This window comes from Caulobacter sp. GW821-FHT10A06 (assembly GCF_059415805.1).
In genome coordinates this window covers 78278-99918 of the sequence record NZ_JBWKNY010000002.1, presented here as the reverse complement: position 1 = coordinate 99918, position 21641 = coordinate 78278, and the positions used below count along the sequence as shown (strand labels likewise).

Annotated in this window: 19 protein-coding genes; 12 read left to right on the top strand and 7 right to left on the bottom strand. The window is 68.2% G+C overall.

Going from position 1 to position 21641, the window contains the following annotated elements; genetic code table 11:
- Positions 1 to 17: 17 nt before the first annotated feature.
- On the top strand, positions 18 to 812 hold the full coding sequence (otsB, locus tag AC07NF_RS04490) for a trehalose-phosphatase (RefSeq protein ID WP_492809653.1): 795 nt from the start codon (positions 18 to 20) through the stop codon (positions 810 to 812).
- Entirely contained in the window at positions 809 to 2296 is a 1488-nt protein-coding gene (locus AC07NF_RS04485) for an alpha,alpha-trehalose-phosphate synthase (UDP-forming) (protein ID WP_492809652.1), read from the top strand. Before otsB ends, AC07NF_RS04485 begins: the two co-directional genes overlap by 4 nt.
- Positions 2297 to 2440: 144 nt before the next feature.
- On the opposite strand, the gene AC07NF_RS04480 is transcribed toward AC07NF_RS04485, so the two are convergent.
- Both AC07NF_RS04480 and AC07NF_RS04475 read right to left on the bottom strand, forming a co-directional pair.
- Positions 2441 to 2806 carry a BlaI/MecI/CopY family transcriptional regulator gene (locus AC07NF_RS04480; protein WP_492809651.1) on the bottom strand — a complete coding sequence of 122 codons (366 nt, stop codon included), beginning with the start codon at positions 2804 to 2806 and terminating at the stop codon, positions 2441 to 2443.
- Positions 2807 to 2864: 58 nt separating this feature from the next.
- A complete protein-coding gene (locus tag AC07NF_RS04475; RefSeq protein WP_494628612.1) occupies positions 2865 to 3755 on the bottom strand; it encodes a PAS domain-containing protein in 891 nt (296 codons plus the stop codon).
- A 238-nt stretch (positions 3756 to 3993) separates the two neighbouring features.
- Here AC07NF_RS04475 and AC07NF_RS04470 point away from each other — a divergent pair, with 238 nt between their 5' ends.
- Genes AC07NF_RS04470 through AC07NF_RS04460 form a run of 3 tightly spaced genes read left to right on the top strand, consistent with a single transcriptional unit; the run spans position 3994 to position 6466 of the window.
- Entirely contained in the window at positions 3994 to 4419 is a 426-nt protein-coding gene (locus AC07NF_RS04470) for a TadE/TadG family type IV pilus assembly protein (protein ID WP_492809648.1), read from the top strand.
- A 1-nt stretch (position 4420) separates the two neighbouring features.
- Positions 4421 to 6094 (top strand): TadG family pilus assembly protein, encoded by a 1674-nt coding sequence (locus tag AC07NF_RS04465; RefSeq protein WP_494628613.1) that lies wholly within the window; start codon positions 4421 to 4423, stop codon positions 6092 to 6094.
- A 27-nt stretch (positions 6095 to 6121) separates the two neighbouring features.
- Positions 6122 to 6466 carry a hypothetical protein gene (locus AC07NF_RS04460; RefSeq protein WP_494628614.1) on the top strand — a complete coding sequence of 115 codons (345 nt, stop codon included), beginning with the start codon at positions 6122 to 6124 and terminating at the stop codon, positions 6464 to 6466.
- On the opposite strand, the gene AC07NF_RS04455 is transcribed toward AC07NF_RS04460, so the two are convergent.
- Entirely contained in the window at positions 6396 to 8477 is a 2082-nt protein-coding gene (locus AC07NF_RS04455) for a hybrid sensor histidine kinase/response regulator (protein WP_494628615.1), read from the bottom strand. The two genes, AC07NF_RS04460 and AC07NF_RS04455, sit on opposite strands and share 71 nt — an antisense overlap.
- A gap of 292 nt (positions 8478 to 8769) precedes the next feature.
- Here AC07NF_RS04455 and AC07NF_RS04450 point away from each other — a divergent pair, with 292 nt between their 5' ends.
- From AC07NF_RS04450 to AC07NF_RS04440, 3 genes are all read left to right on the top strand, one after another.
- Positions 8770 to 9591 carry a 2-keto-4-pentenoate hydratase gene (locus AC07NF_RS04450; RefSeq protein WP_494628616.1) on the top strand — a complete coding sequence of 274 codons (822 nt, stop codon included), beginning with the start codon at positions 8770 to 8772 and terminating at the stop codon, positions 9589 to 9591.
- Positions 9592 to 9630: 39 nt separating this feature from the next.
- Complete coding sequence (locus AC07NF_RS04445) at positions 9631 to 10905, top strand: MFS transporter (protein ID WP_492809639.1); 1275 nt, start codon at positions 9631 to 9633, stop codon at positions 10903 to 10905.
- A gap of 72 nt (positions 10906 to 10977) precedes the next feature.
- Positions 10978 to 12021, top strand: coding sequence for an oxidoreductase (locus AC07NF_RS04440; protein WP_494628617.1), 1044 nt, complete (start codon positions 10978 to 10980; stop codon positions 12019 to 12021).
- Here the strand turns inward: AC07NF_RS04440 and AC07NF_RS04435 are convergent.
- Positions 12018 to 12410: a RidA family protein gene (locus AC07NF_RS04435; protein ID WP_494628618.1), complete on the bottom strand. Its 393-nt coding sequence runs from the start codon at positions 12408 to 12410 to the stop codon at positions 12018 to 12020. The two genes, AC07NF_RS04440 and AC07NF_RS04435, sit on opposite strands and share 4 nt — an antisense overlap.
- Positions 12411 to 12504: 94 nt before the next feature.
- Between AC07NF_RS04435 and AC07NF_RS04430 the strand changes: the two genes are divergently transcribed.
- The 3 genes from AC07NF_RS04430 to AC07NF_RS04420 are packed head-to-tail and all read left to right on the top strand — an operon-like array spanning position 12505 to position 15327.
- A complete protein-coding gene (locus AC07NF_RS04430) occupies positions 12505 to 13395 on the top strand; it encodes a LysR family transcriptional regulator (RefSeq protein ID WP_494628619.1) in 891 nt (296 codons plus the stop codon).
- 34 nt (positions 13396 to 13429) lie between these two features.
- Positions 13430 to 14656, top strand: coding sequence for a PQQ-dependent sugar dehydrogenase (locus AC07NF_RS04425; protein WP_494628620.1), 1227 nt, complete (start codon positions 13430 to 13432; stop codon positions 14654 to 14656).
- Positions 14656 to 15327 carry a helix-turn-helix domain-containing protein gene (locus AC07NF_RS04420; RefSeq protein ID WP_494628621.1) on the top strand — a complete coding sequence of 224 codons (672 nt, stop codon included), beginning with the start codon at positions 14656 to 14658 and terminating at the stop codon, positions 15325 to 15327. Before AC07NF_RS04425 ends, AC07NF_RS04420 begins: the two co-directional genes overlap by 1 nt.
- Here AC07NF_RS04420 and AC07NF_RS04415 read toward each other — a convergent pair.
- Complete coding sequence (locus AC07NF_RS04415) at positions 15315 to 16517, bottom strand: epoxide hydrolase family protein (protein ID WP_494628622.1); 1203 nt, start codon at positions 16515 to 16517, stop codon at positions 15315 to 15317. The genes AC07NF_RS04420 and AC07NF_RS04415 overlap by 13 nt on opposite strands.
- A gap of 125 nt (positions 16518 to 16642) precedes the next feature.
- Here AC07NF_RS04415 and AC07NF_RS04410 point away from each other — a divergent pair, with 125 nt between their 5' ends.
- The gene (locus tag AC07NF_RS04410; RefSeq protein ID WP_494628623.1) at positions 16643 to 18190 is read left to right on the top strand and encodes a tryptophan halogenase family protein; all 1548 of its coding nucleotides are present in this window, start codon (positions 16643 to 16645) and stop codon (positions 18188 to 18190) included.
- Positions 18191 to 18199: 9 nt separating this feature from the next.
- Here the strand turns inward: AC07NF_RS04410 and AC07NF_RS04405 are convergent, their stop codons facing one another.
- Entirely contained in the window at positions 18200 to 19858 is a 1659-nt protein-coding gene (locus tag AC07NF_RS04405; RefSeq protein WP_494628624.1) for a flagellar hook-basal body complex protein, read from the bottom strand.
- A 258-nt stretch (positions 19859 to 20116) separates the two neighbouring features.
- Positions 20117 to 21481 (bottom strand): cation:proton antiporter, encoded by a 1365-nt coding sequence (locus tag AC07NF_RS04400; RefSeq protein WP_494628625.1) that lies wholly within the window; start codon positions 21479 to 21481, stop codon positions 20117 to 20119.
- Positions 21482 to 21641: the final 160 nt, after the last annotated feature.

The following is a 21641-nucleotide window of genomic DNA, read 5'->3' as shown; positions in this document are numbered from 1 at the left end:
ATGAGGGGGTTCACGCCATGACCGCGGCTCACACGGTCTCGCGCCTGGAATCTGTTGATTTCCCGCCCCCGCCTGTCGACCTGCCGCGCCGTACGGCGCTGTTTCTCGACCTCGACGGCACCCTGGCGCCGATCATGCCTCGCCCCGACGACGTCGGCCCCGACGCGCGCCGCGCGCAGGTGCTGGCGCGGCTGCGCGTAACCTTCGAGGACCGCGTCGCCGTGGTCAGCGGTCGCGACCTGCCGAACCTGGACTACATCCTGGGCGGCGAGATGCCGGCGATCGGCGCGGTCCACGGCCTGGTGCGGCGCACCGCCGACGGAGCGGTCATCGCGCGCGAGCCGCACCCCGGCCTGGCCGACGCCCGCCGCATCCTGGTCGAGCTGGCCCACTGCGAACGCGGCCTGCTGTTCGAGGACAAGAGCCTGTCGGTCGCCCTGCACTATCGCAACGCCCCGGCCTGCGCCGAGGCGGTGATCGAGGCCGGCGAGCGCCTGTCGCAAGCCACGGGCCTAGTCTTGCAGCTGGGCGACATGGTCGTCGAGCTGCGCACCCCCGGCGCCGACAAGGGCGCGGCGGTCACCGCCTTCCTGCGCGAGGCCCCGTTCCTAGGCGCGACGCCGGTGTTCATCGGCGACGACCTGACCGACGAGGACGGCTTCGCCGCCGCCAATCGTCTCGGAGGCTTCGGCGTGCTGGTCGGCCAGCGCCGCCCCACCGAAGCGCGCTATTGCCTGGAGGACACCAACGCGGTCTTCCGCTGGCTGGAGAGCCTCACGGCTCCCCAACGTGCTTTTGGGGTGCACGCATGAGCCGGCTCATCGTGGTGTCGAACCGCGTCAATCCGCCGAACCCGGCGGAGGGCGGCGAAGGTTCGGTGGGCGGTCTGGCGATGGCGCTGGCCGCGGCCCTTCGCGAATATTCCGGCATCTGGTTCGGCTGGAGCGGCAAGACCATCCCGGAATTCACCGGCCAGCTGAACATGCAGCGGATCGACGGCGTCACCGTGGCCACGGTCGACCTCGAGGAGACCGACTACCAGGAATATTACAACGGCTACGCCAACAAGACGCTGTGGCCGCTGTTCCACTACCGCGTCGACCTGACCGCCTATGACCGCTCGTTCGGCGAGGGCTACGACCGGGTCAACAAGCGGTTCGCCGAGACCCTGCTGCCCCTCATTGAGCCGGACGACATCGTCTGGGTGCACGACTACCACCTGATCCCGCTGGCGCGAGAGCTGCGGCGGATGGGCGTGACCAACCGGATCGGCTTCTTCTTGCACATCCCATGGCCGGCCCACCAGCTGGTGGTCACCCTGCCCCGCCACCGGCAGCTGGTCGAAGCCCTGTTCGACTACGACCTCTTGGGCTTCCAGACCGAGGAATCGCTGCACGCCTTCGAAGGCTACGTGTTCTCGGAAGTGCACGGCTCCAAGAACGAGCGCGGCGAGCTGCAGGCCTTCGGGCGCAAGCTGGACGCCTCGGCCTTCCCGATCGGCGTCGACGCCCAGGACTTCGCCCAGATCGTCAAGGGCGAGACGGCGCGCAAGACCTACGACCGGATGATGGCCCACAGCGTCTTCCGCAAGATGGTCGTGGGCGTCGATCGCCTGGACTATTCCAAAGGCCTGGAAGAGCGCCTGATCGGCTTCGAGCGGTTCCTGCACGATCACCCGGACAAGGTCCGCGAGACCATGCTGCTGCAGATCGCCCCGATCTCACGCGACGAGGTCGAGGCCTATCAGGACCTGCGCGGGCGGCTGGACGGCCTGATCGGCCGGATCAACGGCGCCTATGCCGAGATGGACTCCACGCCCATCCGCTACGTGAACCGCTCGTATCGCCGCGACGAGCTGGCCGGGATCTACCGCGCCGCCAAGGCCGCCCTGGTGACGCCGCTGCGCGATGGCATGAACCTGGTGGCCAAGGAATATGTCGCGGCCCAGGACCCCGAGGATCCTGGCGTGCTGATCCTGTCGCGCTTCGCCGGCGCGGCGCGGCAGATGAAGGACGCCCTGATCATCAATCCCAACAGCCCGGAGGAGATCTCCGACGCCCTGGAACGCGCCCTGTCGATGGGCGTCGACGAGCGCAAGCGCCGCTGGGAGGCCCTGTTCGAGAACGTCACCCGCGAAGACGTCACCGCCTGGCGCGACAACTTCGTCAGCGCGCTGCGGGCGCGGCCGGATCCCGACAACGATGATCGCGAAGAGCCGCCGACGCCGGTGCAGAGCCTGGACGTGGCGGCCAAGAAGCTGCGGGCGCAGCCTGAGGCGAAGGCGATGCGGGCTTAAGAATGATCCCTTCTCCCCTTGCGGGAGAAGGTGTCAGCGCAGCTGACGGATGAGGGGTCGAAAGGCCTGTCCGGATGACGGAGCGCAACCCCTCACCCGACCTGCTTCGCAGGCCACCCTCTCCCGCAAGGGGAGAGGGAAATCCTACTTCTCGCCCATCTCGTCGATCAGCTTCTTCAGCTTCTCCACCTCATCCGCGCGCAGCGGGCGGTGTTGGGCGAAGTGGCTGATCAGCGGGGCCAGCTGGCCGTCGAACAGGCGGTCCAGCAGGCCTTGGCTCTCGGCCTGGACATAGGCGCTGCGGTCGACCAGCGGGCGATAGCCGTGCTTGCCTTCGGCGCGCTCGGACTTGATCGCCTTCTTCTTCAGGAGGCGGTTGATCAGCGTCTTGACGGTGGCCTCGCCCCATTGCTGGGACTCGCCGACCTCGGCGACCAGCTCGTCGGCCGACAGCGGCTGACGGCGCCAGAGCGCTTCCATGACGTGAGCTTCGGCGGCGGTGATGTGCATGACGTACACCCGTAATTCAACGGGTGACGCTATACCCGCTATTACGTGTGTCAAGCCGCTAGGCCGCTCTCGCTGCAGCTATCAGCCCCGTGGGCGCATAATCCTCCAGGACCGGGGCCAGACTCAGTTCCACCGATCGCTCGCCGCCGTTCTTGACCAGCAGAGTCGCCACCGTCACCGCCGGCACATTCGTCCGCAAGACCGACTCGATCTGCGCCGACAGGGCGTGGCGCTCGGCCGGGCGCACCACGTCGGTCAGGCGGTAGTCGATCAACTCCTCGACCTTGAAGCCGGTCATGGCCGCGAACCGCTCGTCCAGCTCGGCGAAGGCGCCGCGCACGTTCAGCCGGGCCGCGCCCACGTCGTGCAGGTTCGAGGTCGCGGTGCGGAACGCCTCGGCCGCCTCGTACCGGCGGCGCAGGTCGCGCTCCTCGCTGCGGTTGAGCAGCACCAGGGCCGCGCCGCCCGGATACGGAAAGGCCCGCATGCTGCAGCGGCGCGCGCCGTCGGGCGAGGCGTTGGCCTCGAACTCCAGGACCTCGCCGGCCTTCAGGGCGCGCAGCAGCTGCTCGCCGATCAGGGCCTGGCACGGCGCGGGGAAGAGATCGGCGCAGGCCAATCCCTCCAGCTGGCTGGCGCTGAGGCCCGCCAGCGCCTCGAACGGGTGGTTCACGGCCGCGACCTTCAGATGCTCGTCGAAGGCGATGAAGGCCTCGCTCATCGCGCCCAGGACAGCCGAGAGCGCCGTCTGCGACCGCGCCTGGGCCTCGCGCCCGCCGGTGTCTTCCGACAGGCCGAAGAACAGCCCCGCCGACACCACCGCCACGCGCGGGCGGCCGTGATGGGTGACGATGACCGGCGCCTCCAGGGCCCGATCCTGCCAATGACCGAAGTTGCGGCTGATCTCGCCGGCGGTGACCGACAACGGCTCGGAGTTCAGGGTCTTCATCGCAGCCTCCTGGCTGTCCGTAAAATCCGTAAAACGCCGACACGCTCGCCTTAAGGACGTTCACTCCGAACCATCACGCGAGCACGTTATTGTTGCATAACGCGCGCCACAACATCCGGGACGCGTGCAACCCGTGCGGCAGGGTGTCGCACTAATCACGAAGAATCCGCGCGATCGGGCCGTTACCAATCTCAAGGCGTGCATACGCACACTTCTCTTCCTGAGGAGGAGACGTCACATGAGAGGACGTACGCAAAACAAGACGGTTCGCGGCCCCGAGAGCGGCGCGGTCGCCGTCGAATTCGCCATTGTCGGCCCGATGTTCCTGGTCCTGCTGATCGGGATCCTGGTCTGGGGCCAGTATTTCTGGGTCTCGCACACGGTGCAGCAGCTGGCCAACGACTCGGCCCGCGCGGCCCTGGCGGGCCTCAACACGGCTGAGCGCGAGTCGCTGGCCCGCGCCACGCTGACCGCCGAGGTCGCCGACTATCCCAGCCTGCGCCCCGAGGCCGCCGCCGTGGTCGTCGAGAACCAGCCCGACCGGCTGACGGTGTCGATCCGCTACGACACCGGCCAAGACGCCTTCCGGGCCTTCGACGGCCTGGTCCCCTCGCCGCCCAAGACCGTGCTGCGCCAGGCCTCGGTCCGTCTGGGAGGGTACTGAGATGGCCCGCCCCAACCCTGCTTCGAACCCCAACTTCGCCCGTAACGAGGACGGCGGCCTCGCGCTGATCAGCGCGGTCGCCATGTCCGCCCTGCTGGGCACCACCGCCCTGGTCGTCGACATGGGCTCGATCTTCCTGCAGAGCCGCAAGCTGCAAGGCACGGCGGACCTGGCCGCCCTGGCCGCCGCCCGCGACCTGGACCACGCCGAGGCCGCCGCCCTGGCCACGGCCCGCGCCAACGGCTGGGACGGTCCGCTGACGGTCATCGTCGAGAAGGGCCGCTACGCCAGCAGCCAAGCCGTCGCCGCCCAGGAGCGCTTCCAGCCCGGCGGCGCCGATCCCGACGCGGTGCGCGTGCGGATCGAAAGCCAGACGCCGCTCTATTTCGGCAAAGCCTTCACCGGCAAGGACAGCCAGCCGATCGCCCGCCAGGCCACCGCCGCCCGCGCCGACCTGGCCAGCTTCTCGATCGGCACGCGCCTGGCGGCCCTGGACGGCGGCCTGGCCAACGCCCTGCTGACCGGCCTGACGGGGTCGAACGTCAGCCTGTCGGTGATGGACTACGACGCCCTGGCCGACGCCGATGTCGACCTGTTCGACTACATGGACGCGCTGAAGACCGAGCTGAACCTGACCGCCGCCACCTATGACGAGGTGCTGGCCGCCAAGCTGACCACCGGCAAGGCCCTGAAAGCCCTGTCCAAGGTCCTGGCTGGCCAAGGCCAGACCCGGGCCTCGCAAGCCGCCCGCGCCCTGGCCAACGCCGCCGGCGACCGCACGCCGGCCGACATGACCCGCCTGCTCGATCCCGGCCCCTATGGCGCGCAAGGTCGGGTGCTGGGCGGCAGCGGGGCGAAGGTGCAGCTGGACGCCCTGAACCTGTCCAAGGCTGTGCTGGAACTGTCGAACGGCGCGCGCCAGGTGCAGCTGGACCTGGGCGCGGCCGTCCCCGGCGTCGCCAATCTCACCGCTTGGCTGGCGATCGGCGAGCCGCCGAACAACGCGCCCTGGATGACCATCACCGCCAGCCGCGACGTTATCGTCCGCACCGCCCAGACCCGTCTCTATCTGGAAGCCAAGGTCGGCGGCTCGGGCCTGCTGTCCGTGGCCCAGGTCAAACTGCCGATCCTGGTCGAGGCCGCCTCGGGCGCGGCCAAGCTGAAGTCGATGTCCTGCGCCTCGGACGAGGCCGCGCTGGAGGTCGCCCCCGGCCTGGGCTCGCTGATGATCGGCGAGATCGACACCGCCAAGCTGGACGACTTCAAGACCCCCTTGGCCCCCGCCCCGGCGACCATCGCCAAGGCCCCGCTGTTCTCTGTGACCGGCAAGGCGTCCGCATCCCTGGGCGGTCAAGTTTGGCAGACCATACGTTTCCGCCAGGACGAAGTGCGCGGCCGCGTGGTCAAGACCGTCTCGACCACTGACCTGGCCCGCGCCACGGTCTCGAGCCTGCTGGGCAACCTGACCCTGGACGCCGACGTCCCGGCGCTGGGCCTGAATCTGGGCCTGGGCGAGAGCGCCCTGACGGGCGCCGTCTCCACCCTGCTCACCCCGCTGGCCCGCCCCCTGGACGAGATCCTCAACACCCTGACCGGCCTGGTCGGCGTGCGCCTGGGCCAGGCCGATGTCCGCATGAACGGCCTGCGCTGCCGCGACGCCGCCCTGGTCGCCTAACCCCAACTCTAGAAAGGAGTCCTTCCCATGCCCCTCGCCTATCACCAACTGCGCCTCGCCCAGACCCCGCCGTCCGAGTTCAGCCTGCTGGGCTCGAGCTTCGAGCCGCCGAACATCCGCGCCCGGCTCCACGCCATCTGCGCGCTCTACGCCTACACCCCCGTGCAGGAGCGACGGCAGGAATTGCTGGATGGGCTGGAGGCCCTGACCCTGGAGGTCGCGCACCTGATGGCGCTGGACCTGCTGGAGAACGGCTGGCGGCCTGACGCGGCCAGCCCATCGCCCCTTAGGCCATCGCCCCCTAGCCCATCGCTCTCGACATCGCGGCCAACAGCGTTTCCGGCTCGATCGGTTTCGGAACCGACCCGCTGAACAGCGCTCCGTCGATCACCGGGTCGCGATCGGCCGAGAAGGCCAGGATCGGGACGGCGCGCTCGCCGGCCGCAGCGCGGATCTGGCGAGCGGCGCTGATCCCGTCCAGGCCCGGCATGCGCAGGTCCATCAGGATCAGGTCGAAGCCGCCGCCGTCGGCCAGGTCCACGGCCTCGCCGCCGTCACAAGCCTCGGCCACCTCGGCCCCGAAAGCCTGAAGGATGGTCCGCAGCAGCAGCCGGTTGGCCGGATTGTCGTCGGCCACCAGCACCTTGCGGCCCTCGACGCAGACGGCGAAGTCCTCCTCCGCCTCGTCCGCGCCGACGGCCACGGCCGGCAGCGAGAACCAGAAGCGTGAGCCCTGCCCCGGCCGGCTCTCGACGCCGATCGTCCCGCCCATGGCGTCGATCAAGCCCTTGCAGATGGCCAGGCCCAGGCCCGCGCCGCCGCTCTGGCCGCCGCCCTCGACCTGCGAGAAACGGACGAACAGGCGCTCGACGCCCTCGGCCGAGATGCCCGGTCCGGAGTCGCTGACGCTCCAGATCAGCGACTGCCGATCCGCCGAGGGCGCCAGGGTCACGACCACCGCGCCGGTATCAGTGAACTTCACGGCGTTGCCGGTCAGGTTCAGCAGCACCTGGCGCACGCGGTCGGGGTCCAGCATCACCCGCTGGGGCGTGGTCGGATCGATGACCAACTCCAGGTCCAGCCGCTTGGCCCCGGCCTGGGGCGCCAGCAGCTCAAGGGTGTCGCGAACACAGGCCTCCACCTTCACCGGACGCGGCCGGATCTCGACCTGGCCGTCCTCCAGCTTGGAGAAGTCCAGCAGGTCGTTGATCGTGTGCAGCAGGGCCTCGCCAGCGTTGAGGATGCGGCGGACCATCGCCCGGCTCTCCTCGCCGACGTCGGCGCGGCGCTCGACCAGGCGCGAAAAGCCCAGCACCGCCGTCAGCGGCGTGCGCAGTTCGTGGGTCATGTTGGCCAGGAAGGCGGCCTTGGTGCGGGCCGCGGCCTCGGCCTCGCGGCGCGCCTCGGCCAGCTGCTGTTCGCGCTCGTACTGTTCGGTGACGTCGCGCAGCACGCCCATCACCGCCGTGCGCTCGCCGCGCGCGTCCAGCTCGATGGTGGTCATGGCCTGCATCCGGCGCTGCTGGCCGTTGTCGGCGCGGGTCAGTCGGAAGTCGATGAACGGCCGGTCCGCGCCCAGGGGGCTTGGCTCGCGCACCAGGGCCCGCACCCGATCGATATCGTCGGGATGGACCATGCCCATGATCTGCTCGCTGCCGACCACCATGCCGCGCGGCAGGCCATGCAGGTCGTACATCTGATCGGACCAGTCGCTGCGCCCGGTCGCATAGTCGAAGCGCCAGCGGCCAAGGCCGCCCATCGCCTCGGCCATATGGGCGCGGCGGGCCTCGGCCTCGGCCTCGTCACGGGCCATGGCCAGCTCCAGCATCAGGCCTTCGCGGTCGCCATATTCCAGCTGCTTGGCCAGGGCCGCACCCAGGGTCTCGGCGACCAGGGTCACGGCCTCGATGTCGTCGCGGCCGAAGGCCCCGGGCGCGGCGTCGAACGCCTTGAGCACGCCCACGGCCCGGCCGTTCTGGAGCAGTGGCGCGCAGACCATCGAGCGGATGCCGATCTTCTCGCAATTGGCCCGGTCGACGCGCGGATCCTCGTGGGCGTCGTCACAGTGCATCAGCCGCCCTTCGATGGCGGCGCGGCCCGACAGCGAGGCGTCCTTGGACAGCCTCAGGCCGTGATAGCCGGCATGGTCGGCGTCGATCGCGACATAGACCATCTCGTCGCCGTCCACGAGTTCGACCACCACCCCGCCCGATCCGAAGACCGAGCGCAGCAAATTGACCGACATTTGCATGAATTCATCGAGATCGAAGTCGGCCGCTACAAGCTTCGATTGCACGCGGCAAATTTCAAGCAGATGGCGATTGCGCTTCTCGAGGTATTCGAGCAGCTCTTCCCCGCGATACACCACTGAGTTGCACCCCATACAACACGACTTGCGGCAATGTTCAGGATACAGAAGACATAAAATCTACTGTCTGCTCTATCCACAAATCTGGCGACCTTTTGCGCCCGACAATTGAAACTGTCGAGACAGCTCCACCGCGAAGCGACCTCATGTCGGGTATGCGACTTCGAGCGCCCCTCGCCGCCGCGATATAAGCCATCCCGCATGCCCTCCCCAATGCGCACATTGTCAATGACACCGGTTTCCACTAGAGACGTCACAACACCCGCCAAGCGGGACCTGTGCCGATTTTCGAGGGAGGATCTACGGCGTGACCGTTTCTGAGGCCGACAGCGTGGTTTTCACCCCCGCGGCCATCGCCCCCCAATTCGTCAAGGCGCGCCAGGATGGCGTTTCGGTCCCCGGCTATCCGGGCGGCGTGATTCCCTCGAGCATGGCCGAAGGCTACTCGGTGCAGGACATCGCCATCGACCTGTGGCCCGACGAGCTGGTCGGCTGGAAGGTGGGCCTGGTGCCCCCGCAGCACCGTGAACGCCTGGGCGCCGAGCGCCTGGCCGGCTGCATTTTCAAGAGCAAGGTCCAGGACGCCAAGGTCGGCGCGCCGAACGAGTTCCGCGCCATCGAGGGCGGCTTCTGCGCCGTCGAGGCCGAGTTCATCATCCGCCTGGGCAAGGACGCCCCGGCCGACAAGACCGAATGGACCGCCGAAGAAGCCGCCGACTATGTCGGTGAGCTGCTGGTCGGCGTCGAGATCGCCGGCAGCCCGCTGGCCACCATCAACGCCCTGGGCCCGACGGTCGTCTGCTCGGACTTTGGCAACAACGATGGTCAGATCATTGGTCAGGCCATTTCCAACTGGCGCGACATCGCCTGGGAGGATATGCCGGTCGAGACCATCATCAACGGCAAGTCGGTCGGTAAGGCGACCGCTGCGACGATCCCGGGCTCTCCGCTGGCCGCCCTGGCCTTCCTGCTCGGCGCCGTCGCGGCTCGCGGCAAGCCTTTGAAGAAGGGTCAGATCGTCACCACCGGCGCGACCACCGGCATCCACGACGTGGCGGCCGGAGACGTGGCTCACATCGATTTCGGCCCGTTCGGAACCGTGGACTGCGTGGCTGTTCCGGCGAAATAAAAGAAAAAGACCCGACAACAAGGGGGAAGGAAGGCGTCCATGGACTTTTCAAAAGCGCCCGCGCCGTCCGAGAAAATCGGACGGTACCGTTGGGTGGTCGTCTCGCTGCTGTTCGCGGCGATGGTCATCAATTACGTCGATCGCCAGACGATCGGTCTCCTGAAGGCCGACCTGTCGCACGAGTTCGGCTGGAACGAAAAACACTACGCCGACCTGGTCTTCTACTTCCAGCTGGCCTACGCGATCGCGTACCTGGCCTGGGGCAAGATCATGGACAAGATCGGGGCCCGCTGGGGCTTCGGCGTGGCCTTCGCCATCTGGCAAATCGCCCACATCGCCCACGCGGCGGCAGCCGGCTTCGGCGGCTTCGTGGCGGCCCGCATGGGTCTGGGCATCGGTGAAGCCGGTGGCTTCCCGGGCGGCATCAAGGCCGTGGCCGAGTGGTTCCCCAAGAAGGAACGCGCTTTCGCCACCGGGCTGTTCAACGCCGGCACCAACATCGGCGCCATCGTCACGCCGCTGGTCGTTCCGGGCATCGTGCTGGCCTTCGGCTGGCAGATGGCCTTCATCGTCACCGGCGTCGCCGGCCTGGTCTGGCTGCCGATCTGGCTGATCGTCTATCGCCGTCCGCGCGAAGCCAAGAAGCTGTCGCCGGCCGAACTGGCCTATATCGAGCAGGATCCGGCCGACCCCGTCGAGAAGATCGGCTGGGCCAAGCTGCTGACCAAGCGCGAGACCTGGGCCTTCGCCCTGGGCAAGTTCCTGATCGACCCGATCTGGTGGATGTTCCTGTTCTGGCTGCCGGACTTCCTGGGCAAGCGCTATGGCCTTGACCTGAAGACCTTCGGCCCGCCGCTGATCGCCATCTACCTGCTGTCGGACGTCGGTTCGGTCGCCGGTGGCTGGATGTCCTCCACGCTGATGAAGAACGGCGCCACCATCAACAAGGCCCGTAAGCTGACCATGCTGGTCTGCGCCCTGCTGGCCATCCCGGTGATGTTCGCCGCCAAGGCCGACAGCGTCTGGCTGGCCGTGCTGATCATCGGCGTCGCCACCGCGGCTCACCAAGGCTTCTCGGCCAACCTCTACACCCTGCCGTCGGACGTGTTCCCGCGCGCCGCGGTTGGTTCGGTCGTCGGCATCGGCGGCATGCTGGGCGCCTTCGGGGGCATGGCCTTCTCGAAGTACATCGGCAACGTGCTGGAGCAGATCGGCACCTACACCCCGATCTTCATCGTCGCGGGTTCGGTCTATCTGGTCGCGCTGCTGGTGATCCACCTGCTGACGCCCAAGATGGAGCCGGTGGTTATCTAACCAGCGCGCTTCACGTGAATGCGATCAGGGCCGGGGAGCAATCCTCGGCCCTTTTCATTAGAAGGCGACCCTATGAGCGCTCCTGACCTGAACGTCGTGCTTGTCGGTTACGGTTACGTCGGCAAGACCTTCCACGCCCCGCTGATCAACGCGACTCCGGGCTTTGCGCTGCGGACCGTGGTGTCCAGCGACCCGGCCAAGGTGGCGGCCGACCTGCCAAACGTCCAAGTCGTCGCTGATCTCGATCAAGCCCTGGCCGATCCGGCCATCGACCTCGTCGTCATCGCCACGCCCAACGTCCTGCACGCGCCCCAGGCCCTGGCCGCCCTCGCCGCCGGCAAGCACGTGGTGGTCGACAAGCCCTTCGCCGTCACCGCCGCCGAGGCGAAGACCATGGCCGACGCCGCCCAGGCCGCCGGCAAGCTCTTGGCCGTGTTCCACAACCGCCGCTGGGACAGCGACTTCCTGACCGTCCAGCGCCTGCTGGCCGAGGGTGTGCTGGGCGAGATCGTGCTGTGCGAGAACCGCTACGACCGCTTCCGCCCCGAGGTGCGCGACCGCTGGCGCGAGCGGGCGGGTCCGGGCTCGGGCGCCTGGATCGACCTGGGGCCGCACCTGCTGGACCAGGCGCTGGTGCTGTTCGGCGAGCCCCTGGCCATCTCGGCCGATATCGGCGCCCAGCGTGAAGGCGCGACCGCCGACGACTATTTCCACGTCACGCTGCGCTATCCCGTCCTGCGGGTGATCCTGCACGGCAACCTGCTGACCGCCGCCTCGGGTCCGCGCTTCGCCGTGCACGGGACCAAGGCCAGCTTCGTCAAGCACGGCCTGGACCCGCAGGAAGCCCAGCTGAAGGCCGGCATGACCCCCGGCGCCTCCGGCTGGGGCCGCGACAGCCGCCACGGGGTGCTGACCACGGTGGTGGACGAGGTCCCGGTCCAGACGGACGTGCGGCCCGAGGTCACCGGCTACCGCCAGTTCTACGCCGGGGTGCGCGAGGCCATTCTTCACGGCGCCTCCTCTCCCGTGCCGGTCGAGGAGGCGCTGCGGACCATGCGGCTGCTGGAGCTGGCCCAGCGCGCTAGCAACGAGCGGCGGGAGCTGCCGGTCGGCTAGCTCGGGATCCGGGCGATGACCTTGATCTCGAAGTCGAAGCCGGCCAGCCAATTGACCCCGATCGCGGTCCAGTTCGGATAGGGCGGCGCGCCGATCACCTCGTCACGGACGGCCAGCACCGTCTCCAGCTGCGCTTCCGGGTCGGTGTGGAAACTGGTGACGTCGACCACGTCGTCCAGGCTGGCGCCGGCGGCGGCCAGCACGGCCTGCAGGTTGGCGAAGGCCAGGCGCACCTGGTCCTCGAACACCGGCTCGGGCGTGCCGTCCTCGCGGCTGCCGACCTGGCCGGACACGAACAGCAGATCGCCGGAGCGGATGGCGGGCGAGTACCGGTGCTTCTCGTAGAGCGCATGGCGGCCGGCGGGGAAGATGGCGTCGCGTTTGGACATGACAGGTTCCTTTCTCTGTCACAGCGAGATAGGCGGCGCGCCAATGACCCACTAGGCGTTGAAATCGGCATGAGCTGATGCAAAATCGCCAGCAATGGCCCGTCCGTCCCTCAACGACCTCGCCGCCTTCGTCTCAGTGGCCACCCATCGCAGCTTCCGCCGCGCGGCTGACGAACTGGGCGCGGCGCCCTCGACCCTAAGCCACGCGATGCGGGCGCTAGAGGAGCGGATGGGCGTGCGCCTCTTGAACCGCACCACCCGCAGCGTCTCGCCCACCGAAGCCGGCTTCCAGCTGCTGGAGAGCCTGCAACCGGCCCTGGCCGCGCTAGACGGCGCCCTGGACAGCGTCGCGCCGTTCCGGGGCCAAGTCGCCGGCGTCGTGCGCATCAACGCCCCGCGCGTGGGCGCCGCCATCCTGGTCCGCGACGTCCTGCCGGTGATGGCCCAGCGCCATCCGGACGTGACTGTGGACCTCGTCGTCCAGGGCCAGCTGATCGATATCGTCCAGGCCGGCTTCGACGCTGGGGTGCGGCTGGCCGGCTCGGTCCCGCGCGACATGATCGCCGTGCCGATCGGCGCGCCGCTGCGCTTCGTCTGCATCGCCTCGCCGGCCTATCTGGAGCGCGCCGGAACCCCGACCACGCCCGACGACCTCACGCGCCACCAGTGCATCGGCCACCGCCTGCCCAGCGGCCGCCTGTATCGCTGGGAGTTCGAGCGCGCCGGACAGGCGATGACCCTCGACGTCACCGGCCCCGTGTCGCTGGACGACGAAGAACTGATGGTCGACGCCGCGGTGCGCGGCCTGGGCGTGGCCTATGTGATCGAGACCGCCGCTGCAGCCGCCCTGGCCGCCGGCCAGTTGCGCGAAGTGCTGTCGCCCTGGATGCAGTTCGCCGAGGCCGCGACAGTCTACTATCCCGGCCACCGCGCCGTGCCGCCTGCCCTGCGCGCCTTCCTGGACGTCGTGCGGCAGACCCGCTAGCCGCCGTCACGGAAATCATCCTAAGGTCGCGCCCATGCGCGCTTCCCTGCTCACCGCCTCCGCCGCCCTCGCCGCCGCCCTGGCCGCCTGTGGTCCCGCTCCCGCTCAGCCCGGCCAGGCCGGCGCACCCGTCGAGAGCCGCGTCGCCAACGCGCCTGAGCAGAAGCCCGCCTTCGCCGGCCAGACCCGCGCGCCGGGCCTGAACTCCAACACCCACGGCCAGTACACGACCCTGGCCAGCGGCCTGGACCACCCGTGGGCCCTGGCCTTCCTGCCGACCGGCGAGATCCTGGTCACCGAGCGCGCCGGCCGGCTGCGCGTGCTCTCCAAGGACGGCAAGCTGTCGCCCGCCGTCACCGGCCTGCCGCCAGTCTTCGCCGAGGGCCAAGGCGGCCTGCTGGGCCTGGCGATCGACCCGAACTACGCCAGCAACGGCCTGGTCTACTGGACCTTCTCGGAAGCGGACGGCAGCGTGAACGGCACCAGCGCCGCGCGCGGCAAGCTGGTGCTGGGCGCCCAGCCCAAGCTGGAGAACGTCCAGGTCATCTGGCGCCAGGCGCCGAAGATGGACAGCGCCCTACACTTCGGCGGCCGCCTGGTGTTCGCTCGCGACGGCAAGCTCTTCATCACCACCGGCGAACGCTCGATCCAGGAAGGCCGCGTCCAGGCCCAGAAGCTGGACGCCACCCTGGGCAAGGTCGTGCGCATCAACGCCGATGGCTCGATCCCCTCTGACAACCCCTTCGTCGGCCAGGCCGGCGCCAAGCCCGAGATCTGGTCGTACGGCCACCGCAACCTGCAGGCCGCCGCCCTGGACCCCAGCGGCAAGCTGTGGACCGTCGAGCACGGCGCCAAGGGCGGCGACGAGCTGAACCATCCCGAGGCCGGCAAGAACTACGGCTGGGCCACCATCACCTATGGCGAGGAATATTCGGGCAAGCCGATCGGCGACGGCATCACCCAGAAGGACGGCCTGGAACAGCCGGTCTATTACTGGGATCCGGTGATCGCCCCCTCGGGCATGACCTTCTATGAAGCCAGCCTGTTCCCGGCCCTGAAGGGCAGCGTGCTGATCGGCTCGCTGAAGGAGCAGCATGTCGACCGCCTGGTCTTGAAGGACGGCAAGGTGGTCGGCGAGGAGCGCCTGTTCACCGACATCGGCGGCCGCGTCCGCGACGTCGTCACCGGTCCGGACGGCGCGATCTATGTCGTCACCGACGAGGACGACGGCAAGCTGATCAAGATCACCCCGAAAGGCTGATGCAGAAACACACGGCTCGGCAGTCGCCGCATCCCTGGATCGATACGGTCTGGCAGACGGCCTGTCTCAGCGATGGGGTCTATTCCGCGACGCCCGACGGCTCGTGGGACCTGATCCGCAGCATCGCACCGGACGGCCAGTCGTTCGTGTTCCTGAGCGGCCAGGCCACCGAGCCGGTCGAGGTGCCGTACAAGGCGGGGGAGAGCTCGGTGGTGCTCTCCTTCGCCGCCCACGTCTATCTGGCGCGGGATCCTGAGACGCGGGTCGGTTCGTCGATCCGCATCCTGCCGGTGCGCCGCGAAGTCTTCGAGCTGGACGGCGTGGAATTCCCGTTGCCCACCTTCGAGAACGTCGAACCCCTGGTCGACGCCATGATCGCCGCGGGCCTGCTGCGCTCCAACGACCTGGTCGCCCGCGCCTTCAGCGAAAACCCCAAGGCCGCCTCGCCGCGCTCGGTGCAGCAGCACTTCAAGCAGACCACCGGCATCACCCAGAAGAGCTTCCAGCAGATCCGCCGGGCCCAGGAGGCCGTCAGGCGGCTGAAGGCCGGCGAAGCGCCGGCCGGTGTCGCCGTGGACCTGGGCTTCACCGACCAGCCGCACATGATCAAATCGATCAAGAAGATCATGGGCGCCCTGCCCTCGAACCTCGAGGCGGTTCACAAGATCTGAGCGAAGGCCTTCAGGTCGGCGACGTAGACCTTCGGCTCCTCCCAGGCCGCGAAGTGACCCGCCGTCGCCATGTCGGTGAACCGCACGACATTGCCGCCCGTCTGGCGATCGGCCCATGCGCGCGGCAGGCGCACGCCGCCGGGGATCGGGGCCTCGGTCGCCACGGCCACCGGGACCTTGGTCCCCGCGCCCTTGATGGTCGGGGCGTTCATGGCGTTCTGGCTGTAGATCCGGAAGGACGACGCCGCCGTCTGCGTCAGCCAGTAGATCATGATGTTGGTCAGGATCTCGTCGCGGCCGAAGCGCTTATCCACGCCGTCGCCCAGGCCCATGCCGCCCATGAAACTCATGATCCAGGCCGCCAGCCCAACCGGCGAGTCGTTGACCGCGAAGGCCAGGCTCTGGGGCTTGGTGGCCTGCACCAGGTTGAAGGCGCCGTGGGCGAAGAACCACTGTTGGATGGCGCCGGCATAGGCCTGCTCGGGGCCGCTCAGGACCGAGAAGTCGGTGGTGTGGTCGGGATAGCCGACATCGGTGACGTGGATGCCGATGATCCTGTCCGCATGGCGCTGGGTCAGCGACATGGCGGTCACCGAGCCCAGGTCGCCGCCAGCGACCATGAAGCGCTCATGTCCCAGCACCTTGCCCATCAGCTCGACGAACAGGTCGGCGGTCTTGTCGGCCGGCTGGGCCACGCGGCTGGAGAAGCCCGTGCCGGGGATCGACGGGACGACGACGTGGAAGTCCTCGGACAGGGCGTCGATCACCTTGTGATAGCGGAAGAAGCTGTCGGGCCAGCCGTGCACCAGCAACAGCGCCGGGGCATCGGCCTTCTTGGCCGGCTTGTGCACGAAGTGCAGGTCGATCCCGTCGATGGCGACCTTGTAGTTCGGCAAGGCATTCAGCTGGGCCTCGGCCTTGCGCCAGTCGTACTGGTTCAGCCAGTAGTCGGTCAGCGACCGCATGTAGCCCAGGCTGGTCCCGAACATCCACGCCGAGTCCGCCGGCTCGTCCGGCCAGCGGGTGTGTTGCAGGCGCGACTTCAGGTCGGCCAGCTGGGCGTCCGGGATGGCGATCTTGAAAGGCATCGGGGTCATGGCGGGGCGGTCCTTTGCACGGGCGGGTTGGGCAGCCAGGCCGCTCGTCAGGGCCGTCGCGAACAGGGTCTTGGCGAAGTCGCGGCGGTTCATGGCGGGCGTCCTGTGTGGGTTGGCTGTCTTCGTTTCAGTGAAGTCAGGCTACCGACCCGCCCCGGCCGCTAATTGTAGAAATGCGAAAACCCTCGCCCCTCGCCGAACTCTGCTATCAATCCCTGATGCAGCGCAGGCGAAGCATTCTGATCGTGGGCGGCGGGACGGCCGGGTGGCTGACGGCCGCCTATCTGGCCAAGGCCCTGCGCGTGGCCGAGCAGGCGCACCTGGAGATCACCCTCCTGGAGTCGCCCGACATCGGCATCATCGGCGTCGGCGAGGCCACCTTCCCCACCATCCGCAACACCCTGCGGTTCCTGGGCATCGACGAGGCGCGGTTCATCCGCGAGACCTCGGCGACGTTCAAGCAGGGCATCCGCTTCGTCGACTGGGCCCGCGCACCCGAGGGCGACAAGCATCACGCCTTCTTCCACCCGTTCGAGGCGCCGTTCTCGACCGAGGGTGCGTCGCTAGCGCCCTACTGGCTGCTGCAAAGCGAGACCACCCGCGCCCCGTTCGCCGAGGCCGTCACCATCCAGGCCCGCGTCGCCGACGCCCAGCGCGCGCCCAAGCGCCCGCACGAGAGCGACTTCGCCGGCCCGCTGAACTACGCCTACCACTTCGACGCCGCCAAGCTGGCGACGGTGCTGGCCGAGCGCGCCCAGGAGCTGGGCGTTCGCCACCTGAAGGGCAACCTGTCGGAGGCCGTGCTGGATGAGACCGGCGCGATCGACCACATCGTCAGCGCCGAGCACGGCGACCTGACCGCCGACCTCTATGTCGACTGTACGGGCTTTCGCGCCGAGTTGATCGGCAAGGCCCTGGGCGCGCCGTTCAAGTCCTGCAAGCCGATCCTGTTCACCGACCGCGCCATCGCCTGCCGCGCGCCCTATGAGCGTCCCGACGCGCCGATCCAGAGCTACACGGTCGCCACCGCCCACGAGGCCGGCTGGATTTGGGACATCGCCCTGGCCCACGGCCGCGGCGTCGGTTGCGTCTATTCCAGCGACCACATCGACGACGACCGCGCCGAGGCGATCCTGCGCGACTACCTCGGCGGGGCGGAAATCGAGACCCGCAAGATCAGCTTCGACGCCGGCTATCGCGAGAAGCAGTGGATCAAGAACTGCGTCGCCGTGGGCCTGTCGGCCGGCTTCCTGGAGCCGCTGGAGTCCACAGGCGTCGTCCTGATCGAAGCCGCCGTGGCGATGATCGCCGAGCTCTTCCCGCACTCAGGTCCGGTCAGCGCCCCCGCCCGCCGCTTCAACGAGCTGATGACGGCGCGCTACGACAACATCATCGTCTTCCTGAAGCTGCACTACGCGCTCAGCCAACGGCCCGAGCCGTTCTGGCGCGAGAATGCCGATCCCGCGACCATCCCCGAGCGCCTGGTCGACCTGTTGGAACAGTGGCGTCACCGCCCGCCGGCCCGGTTCGACTTCATCCTGGATCTCGAGACCTTCGCCTTCTTCAACTACCAGTACATCCTGTACGGCATGGGCTTCAAAACCGACCTGACCGACGGCGCGGGCGAGTTCCCCGACGTCGCGGCGGCCGCCAAGCTGTTCGCCAAGATCCGCGGCTTCGCCGACCGCGCGACGCAGGACCTGCCCAGCCACCGCGACCTGATCGCCCAGATCAACAAGTTCGGCTTCGCGCTGGAACAGGCTTAGAGCCACACCTCATCGCTTCATGTCGAGCAGCTCGACCAACATATCGTCGGCGACCTTGATGACGCGCGAGCAGGCCGAATAGGCCCGCTGCACGGTGACCAGGTCGGTGAACTCCATCGCCAGGTCGACCGTCGAGGCCTCCAGCGTGGCCGGGGCGATGTCGCCCGCTCCGCCCTGCCCCGCCGCGTGCAGTTGATAGCCGCCGCTGTCGCTGGTCACCTGATAGGCGCCGCCGTCGACCGCCTGCAGGCCGTCGGGGTTGGCGAAGGTGGCGATGGGGACCTGGGCGATCCGCCGGACGACGCCGTTGTCGTAGGTGGCGGTGACATAGCCCTGCTCGTCGATCTCGACGCCGGTCAGTTCACCGACCGCCGCGCCGTTGGCCTCGACCGTGCCGGCCACGGACGGGGCGCTGAGCTGGGTCAGGCCGCCGGTCGCGCCGGTCAGGTCGACCTTGATCGTCTGGGCCGCGATCCCCAGGCTATCGGCCCATCGCGGCGCGCTGCCGGTCGCGGACGGGTCGGAGCCACCGATGGAGATCGAGGGCGGATCACCCGTCAGTAGGCCGCCGCTGTCCAGCAGCTTGCCGTCGTTGGTGAAGGTGACCTTGCCCGAGCTGATCAGGCCATTGGCATTGTTGGCCAGCTCGCCGGGCCTGGCGCGCAGCTCGGCAAACCATTCGTTCGGGCCCGGCCCCTTGATGAAGGACAGGGTCAGGCTGCGATCGCCGCCCTTGGAGTCGGAGATCGGGATCTGCATCTCGAAGTCCGGCTTGACGCCGATGGACGGATCCCGGGCGTAGTCGGCCATCGACCGGGACGCGGGGTCGTAGATGGCCAGGCCCGTGACATCGGTCTTGTCGCCCAGGCCCAGGTCGGCCAGCGTGACCGTCTGGCCGGCCGTGGTCAGGCTGGTGACCGGCGTGGTCGTTCCCTTGGGCGTGTAGCTGATCAGGGCGCCGCTGGCCGGGTCATAGGCGGCCACGCCGGACGAGATGGCGACGCCTTCGCGCTTGATCTCGACCGCGTACTGATTGCCCTGGCCCGTCGGGCTGTAGGTGACCTCGTAGTCGGCGGATCCGGAGGGGGTTTCCGGCGCGCCGAGCTTGGGCAGGCTCGCGCGGGCGGCCGGCGACATAGCCTGGGCCGCGTTCAGATTGCCGCCGAGCCCGACACGGGTGGTCTTATCGGTCGCGCCGCCGCTCGAGGACACCCGGATCGTGGACAGGTTCGACAGGTTCGACGGATCGGGGGTGATGGCACCGGTCACCGGGTCGGCCAGCCAGCCCTGCAGGTACAGGCCCGCGTCGTTGCGCAGATACCCCTGGCTGTCGGGCAGGAACGAGCCAGTGCGGACGAACAGGCGACTGTCGGCCGCCGTCGCCCCCTCGGCCTTCTTGGTGGTGACGAAGAACCCCGCGCCGGCGATTGACAGGTCGGTCGTCGACTGGGTCGACATCGCAACGCCCTGTTGGGAGACATGCTGGCGCGCCTTGGCGGCCACGCCTCCGGCTCCCCCCGCATTGCCGACCAGGGACGAGAACGCCGTCGTCTGGCGCTTGTAGCCAGGCGTGTTGACGTTGGCGATGTTGTTGGAGATCGCCGCCAGAGCCTGCGAATTGGCCAACAGGCCCGAAACCGCCGCGTGGAATGCGCTACCTACAGTCATGACGGCTCCCGTTATGCGGGAGCCCCATGCAGCGATCGTGCGAGTTTGCAGATTCACTCAACATTGAGTGGATTAGATGGTTAACCCACGGAATCGTTTACCATATTTGGAGCGAAACTGCCGGGCGCCGCCCGCCCATGGCGGCGTTTCCTGCCCGGTGCATGGTTAAAGAAAAGGCCCGCCGAAGCGGGCGCCCCCTGACAAAAGAAAAGGGCCCGCCGAAGCGGGCCCTAAGGGGAATGCCTAGATCGAAAGTCTTCAGGCGCGGGCCGGATCCGGGACCGCGCCCAGCTCGCCCGATTCCCGGGCCTTCTTGCCGTAGACGACCTCGAACAGCGGGCTGGCCATCACCGTGGTGACGATCGCCATCAGCACCAGCATCGAGAACAGGGTCGGGCCGATGATGCCCTTCTGCAGGCCGATATTGATGATGATCAGCTCCATCAGGCCGCGCGAGTTCATTAGCGCGCCGATGCCCATCGAGGTGGCGTGGTTCTCGCCGGTCAAGCGGGCGGCGACGTAGCAGGCGCCCCACTTGGCCACGATCGAGGCGGCCAGGACGCCCAGCGCGATCAGCAGCAGGTTCGGCGAGTTGACCATGTCCATCCGGGTGTTGAGGCCCGAATAGGTGAAGAACATCGGCAGCAGCAGCACGACGGCGATCGGCTCGACCTTCTTCTTCAGCTCCTCGACCAGCAGGCCGCGCGGCATGACCACGCCTAGGATGAAGCCGCCGAAGATGGCGTGGATGCCCACCGCGTCCATCAGGAACGCCGAGGTGCAGAAGGCCAGGATGACCAGGGCCAGGGTCGAGGTGGTCATCTCGCCGTCGCGCTCGACCATGCGGCCGATCGGAGCCAGGATCTTGGGACCCATGGTGACGACGAACAGCACCCACAGCAGGCCGCCGCCAATGGCCAGGCCGGCCACGCCGGGACCGCCGCCGAACGTCGCCAGCACCAGGGCCAGCACGCACCACGACACCGCGTCGTCGAAGGCGCCGGCGGTCAGGGACAGCGTGCCCAGCGAGGTCTTGGCCAAGCCGCGCTCATTGATGATCCGGGCCAGCATCGGGAAGGCGGTCAGGGCGATGCAGGCGCCCATGAACAGGGTGGCGTTGGCCTGGCTGATGCCGGCGGCGAACAGGCCCGGCACCTTCAGCAGGAACGGGGTGATGGCGGCGGCGATCAGGAACGGCGCGGCGATGCCGGCGAACGAGACGCTCATGGCGCTCTTGGCCTTGGCCTTGAAGTGCCCCGCCTGGAAGCTGGTGCCGACCATGAACATGTACAGGCCCACGCCCAGCTGGGCGCCGACATACAGGATGTTCTTGGTTTCCTTGGGGAAGATGGCGGCCTGGAGATCGGGGGCCAGCAGGCCCAGCAGCGACGGGCCAAGCACCACGCCGGCGATCATCTCGCCCACGACCTGGGGCTGCTTCAGCAGTTTTTGGCCCAGCCAGCCGACCACGCGGCAGGCCAGCACGATCACGGCCAGCTGCAGGAAGAAATGGACGGAAAAGTCGGTCGGCGAGAAGCTGCTTGGCGCCGCCTTGATGGCCGGTCCGTGCTTGTTCAGCAGATCACCCGCCACGGCGATGGTCTGCGAGAGTAGGTCTGACACTGTCTTAGCCCCCTAATCGATGTCGTCTGGCTTTGCGCCTTGAGCCCATGCCGCGCAGGAATCCGCGCCCGGCGCAATGCGGCGCATCCATTTTTGACAGCCTTGTCAGTCGATTGTTTTTGCTGACCAAATTTCTGTTGCTGGAACGACACAAAGTAGT

What these genes read in the sequence shown, in the direction of transcription:
- otsB (WP_492809653.1), top strand. Translation starts at nt 18, where the DNA reads ATGACCGCGGCTCACACGGTCTCGCGCCTGGAATCTGTTGATTTCCCG.
- AC07NF_RS04485 (WP_492809652.1), top strand. Translation starts at nt 809, where the DNA reads ATGAGCCGGCTCATCGTGGTGTCGAACCGCGTCAATCCGCCGAACCCG.
- AC07NF_RS04480 (WP_492809651.1), bottom strand. Translation starts at nt 2,806, where the DNA reads ATGCACATCACCGCCGCCGAAGCTCACGTCATGGAAGCGCTCTGGCGC.
- AC07NF_RS04475 (WP_494628612.1), bottom strand. Translation starts at nt 3,755, where the DNA reads ATGAAGACCCTGAACTCCGAGCCGTTGTCGGTCACCGCCGGCGAGATC.
- AC07NF_RS04470 (WP_492809648.1), top strand. Translation starts at nt 3,994, where the DNA reads ATGAGAGGACGTACGCAAAACAAGACGGTTCGCGGCCCCGAGAGCGGC.
- AC07NF_RS04465 (WP_494628613.1), top strand. Translation starts at nt 4,421, where the DNA reads ATGGCCCGCCCCAACCCTGCTTCGAACCCCAACTTCGCCCGTAACGAG.
- AC07NF_RS04460 (WP_494628614.1), top strand. Translation starts at nt 6,122, where the DNA reads ATGCCCCTCGCCTATCACCAACTGCGCCTCGCCCAGACCCCGCCGTCC.
- AC07NF_RS04455 (WP_494628615.1), bottom strand. Translation starts at nt 8,477, where the DNA reads ATGGGGTGCAACTCAGTGGTGTATCGCGGGGAAGAGCTGCTCGAATAC.
- AC07NF_RS04445 (WP_492809639.1), top strand. Translation starts at nt 9,631, where the DNA reads ATGGACTTTTCAAAAGCGCCCGCGCCGTCCGAGAAAATCGGACGGTAC.
- AC07NF_RS04440 (WP_494628617.1), top strand. Translation starts at nt 10,978, where the DNA reads ATGAGCGCTCCTGACCTGAACGTCGTGCTTGTCGGTTACGGTTACGTC.
- AC07NF_RS04435 (WP_494628618.1), bottom strand. Translation starts at nt 12,410, where the DNA reads ATGTCCAAACGCGACGCCATCTTCCCCGCCGGCCGCCATGCGCTCTAC.
- AC07NF_RS04430 (WP_494628619.1), top strand. Translation starts at nt 12,505, where the DNA reads ATGGCCCGTCCGTCCCTCAACGACCTCGCCGCCTTCGTCTCAGTGGCC.
- AC07NF_RS04425 (WP_494628620.1), top strand. Translation starts at nt 13,430, where the DNA reads ATGCGCGCTTCCCTGCTCACCGCCTCCGCCGCCCTCGCCGCCGCCCTG.
- AC07NF_RS04420 (WP_494628621.1), top strand. Translation starts at nt 14,656, where the DNA reads ATGCAGAAACACACGGCTCGGCAGTCGCCGCATCCCTGGATCGATACG.
- AC07NF_RS04415 (WP_494628622.1), bottom strand. Translation starts at nt 16,517, where the DNA reads ATGAACCGCCGCGACTTCGCCAAGACCCTGTTCGCGACGGCCCTGACG.
- AC07NF_RS04410 (WP_494628623.1), top strand. Translation starts at nt 16,643, where the DNA reads ATGCAGCGCAGGCGAAGCATTCTGATCGTGGGCGGCGGGACGGCCGGG.
- AC07NF_RS04405 (WP_494628624.1), bottom strand. Translation starts at nt 19,858, where the DNA reads ATGACTGTAGGTAGCGCATTCCACGCGGCGGTTTCGGGCCTGTTGGCC.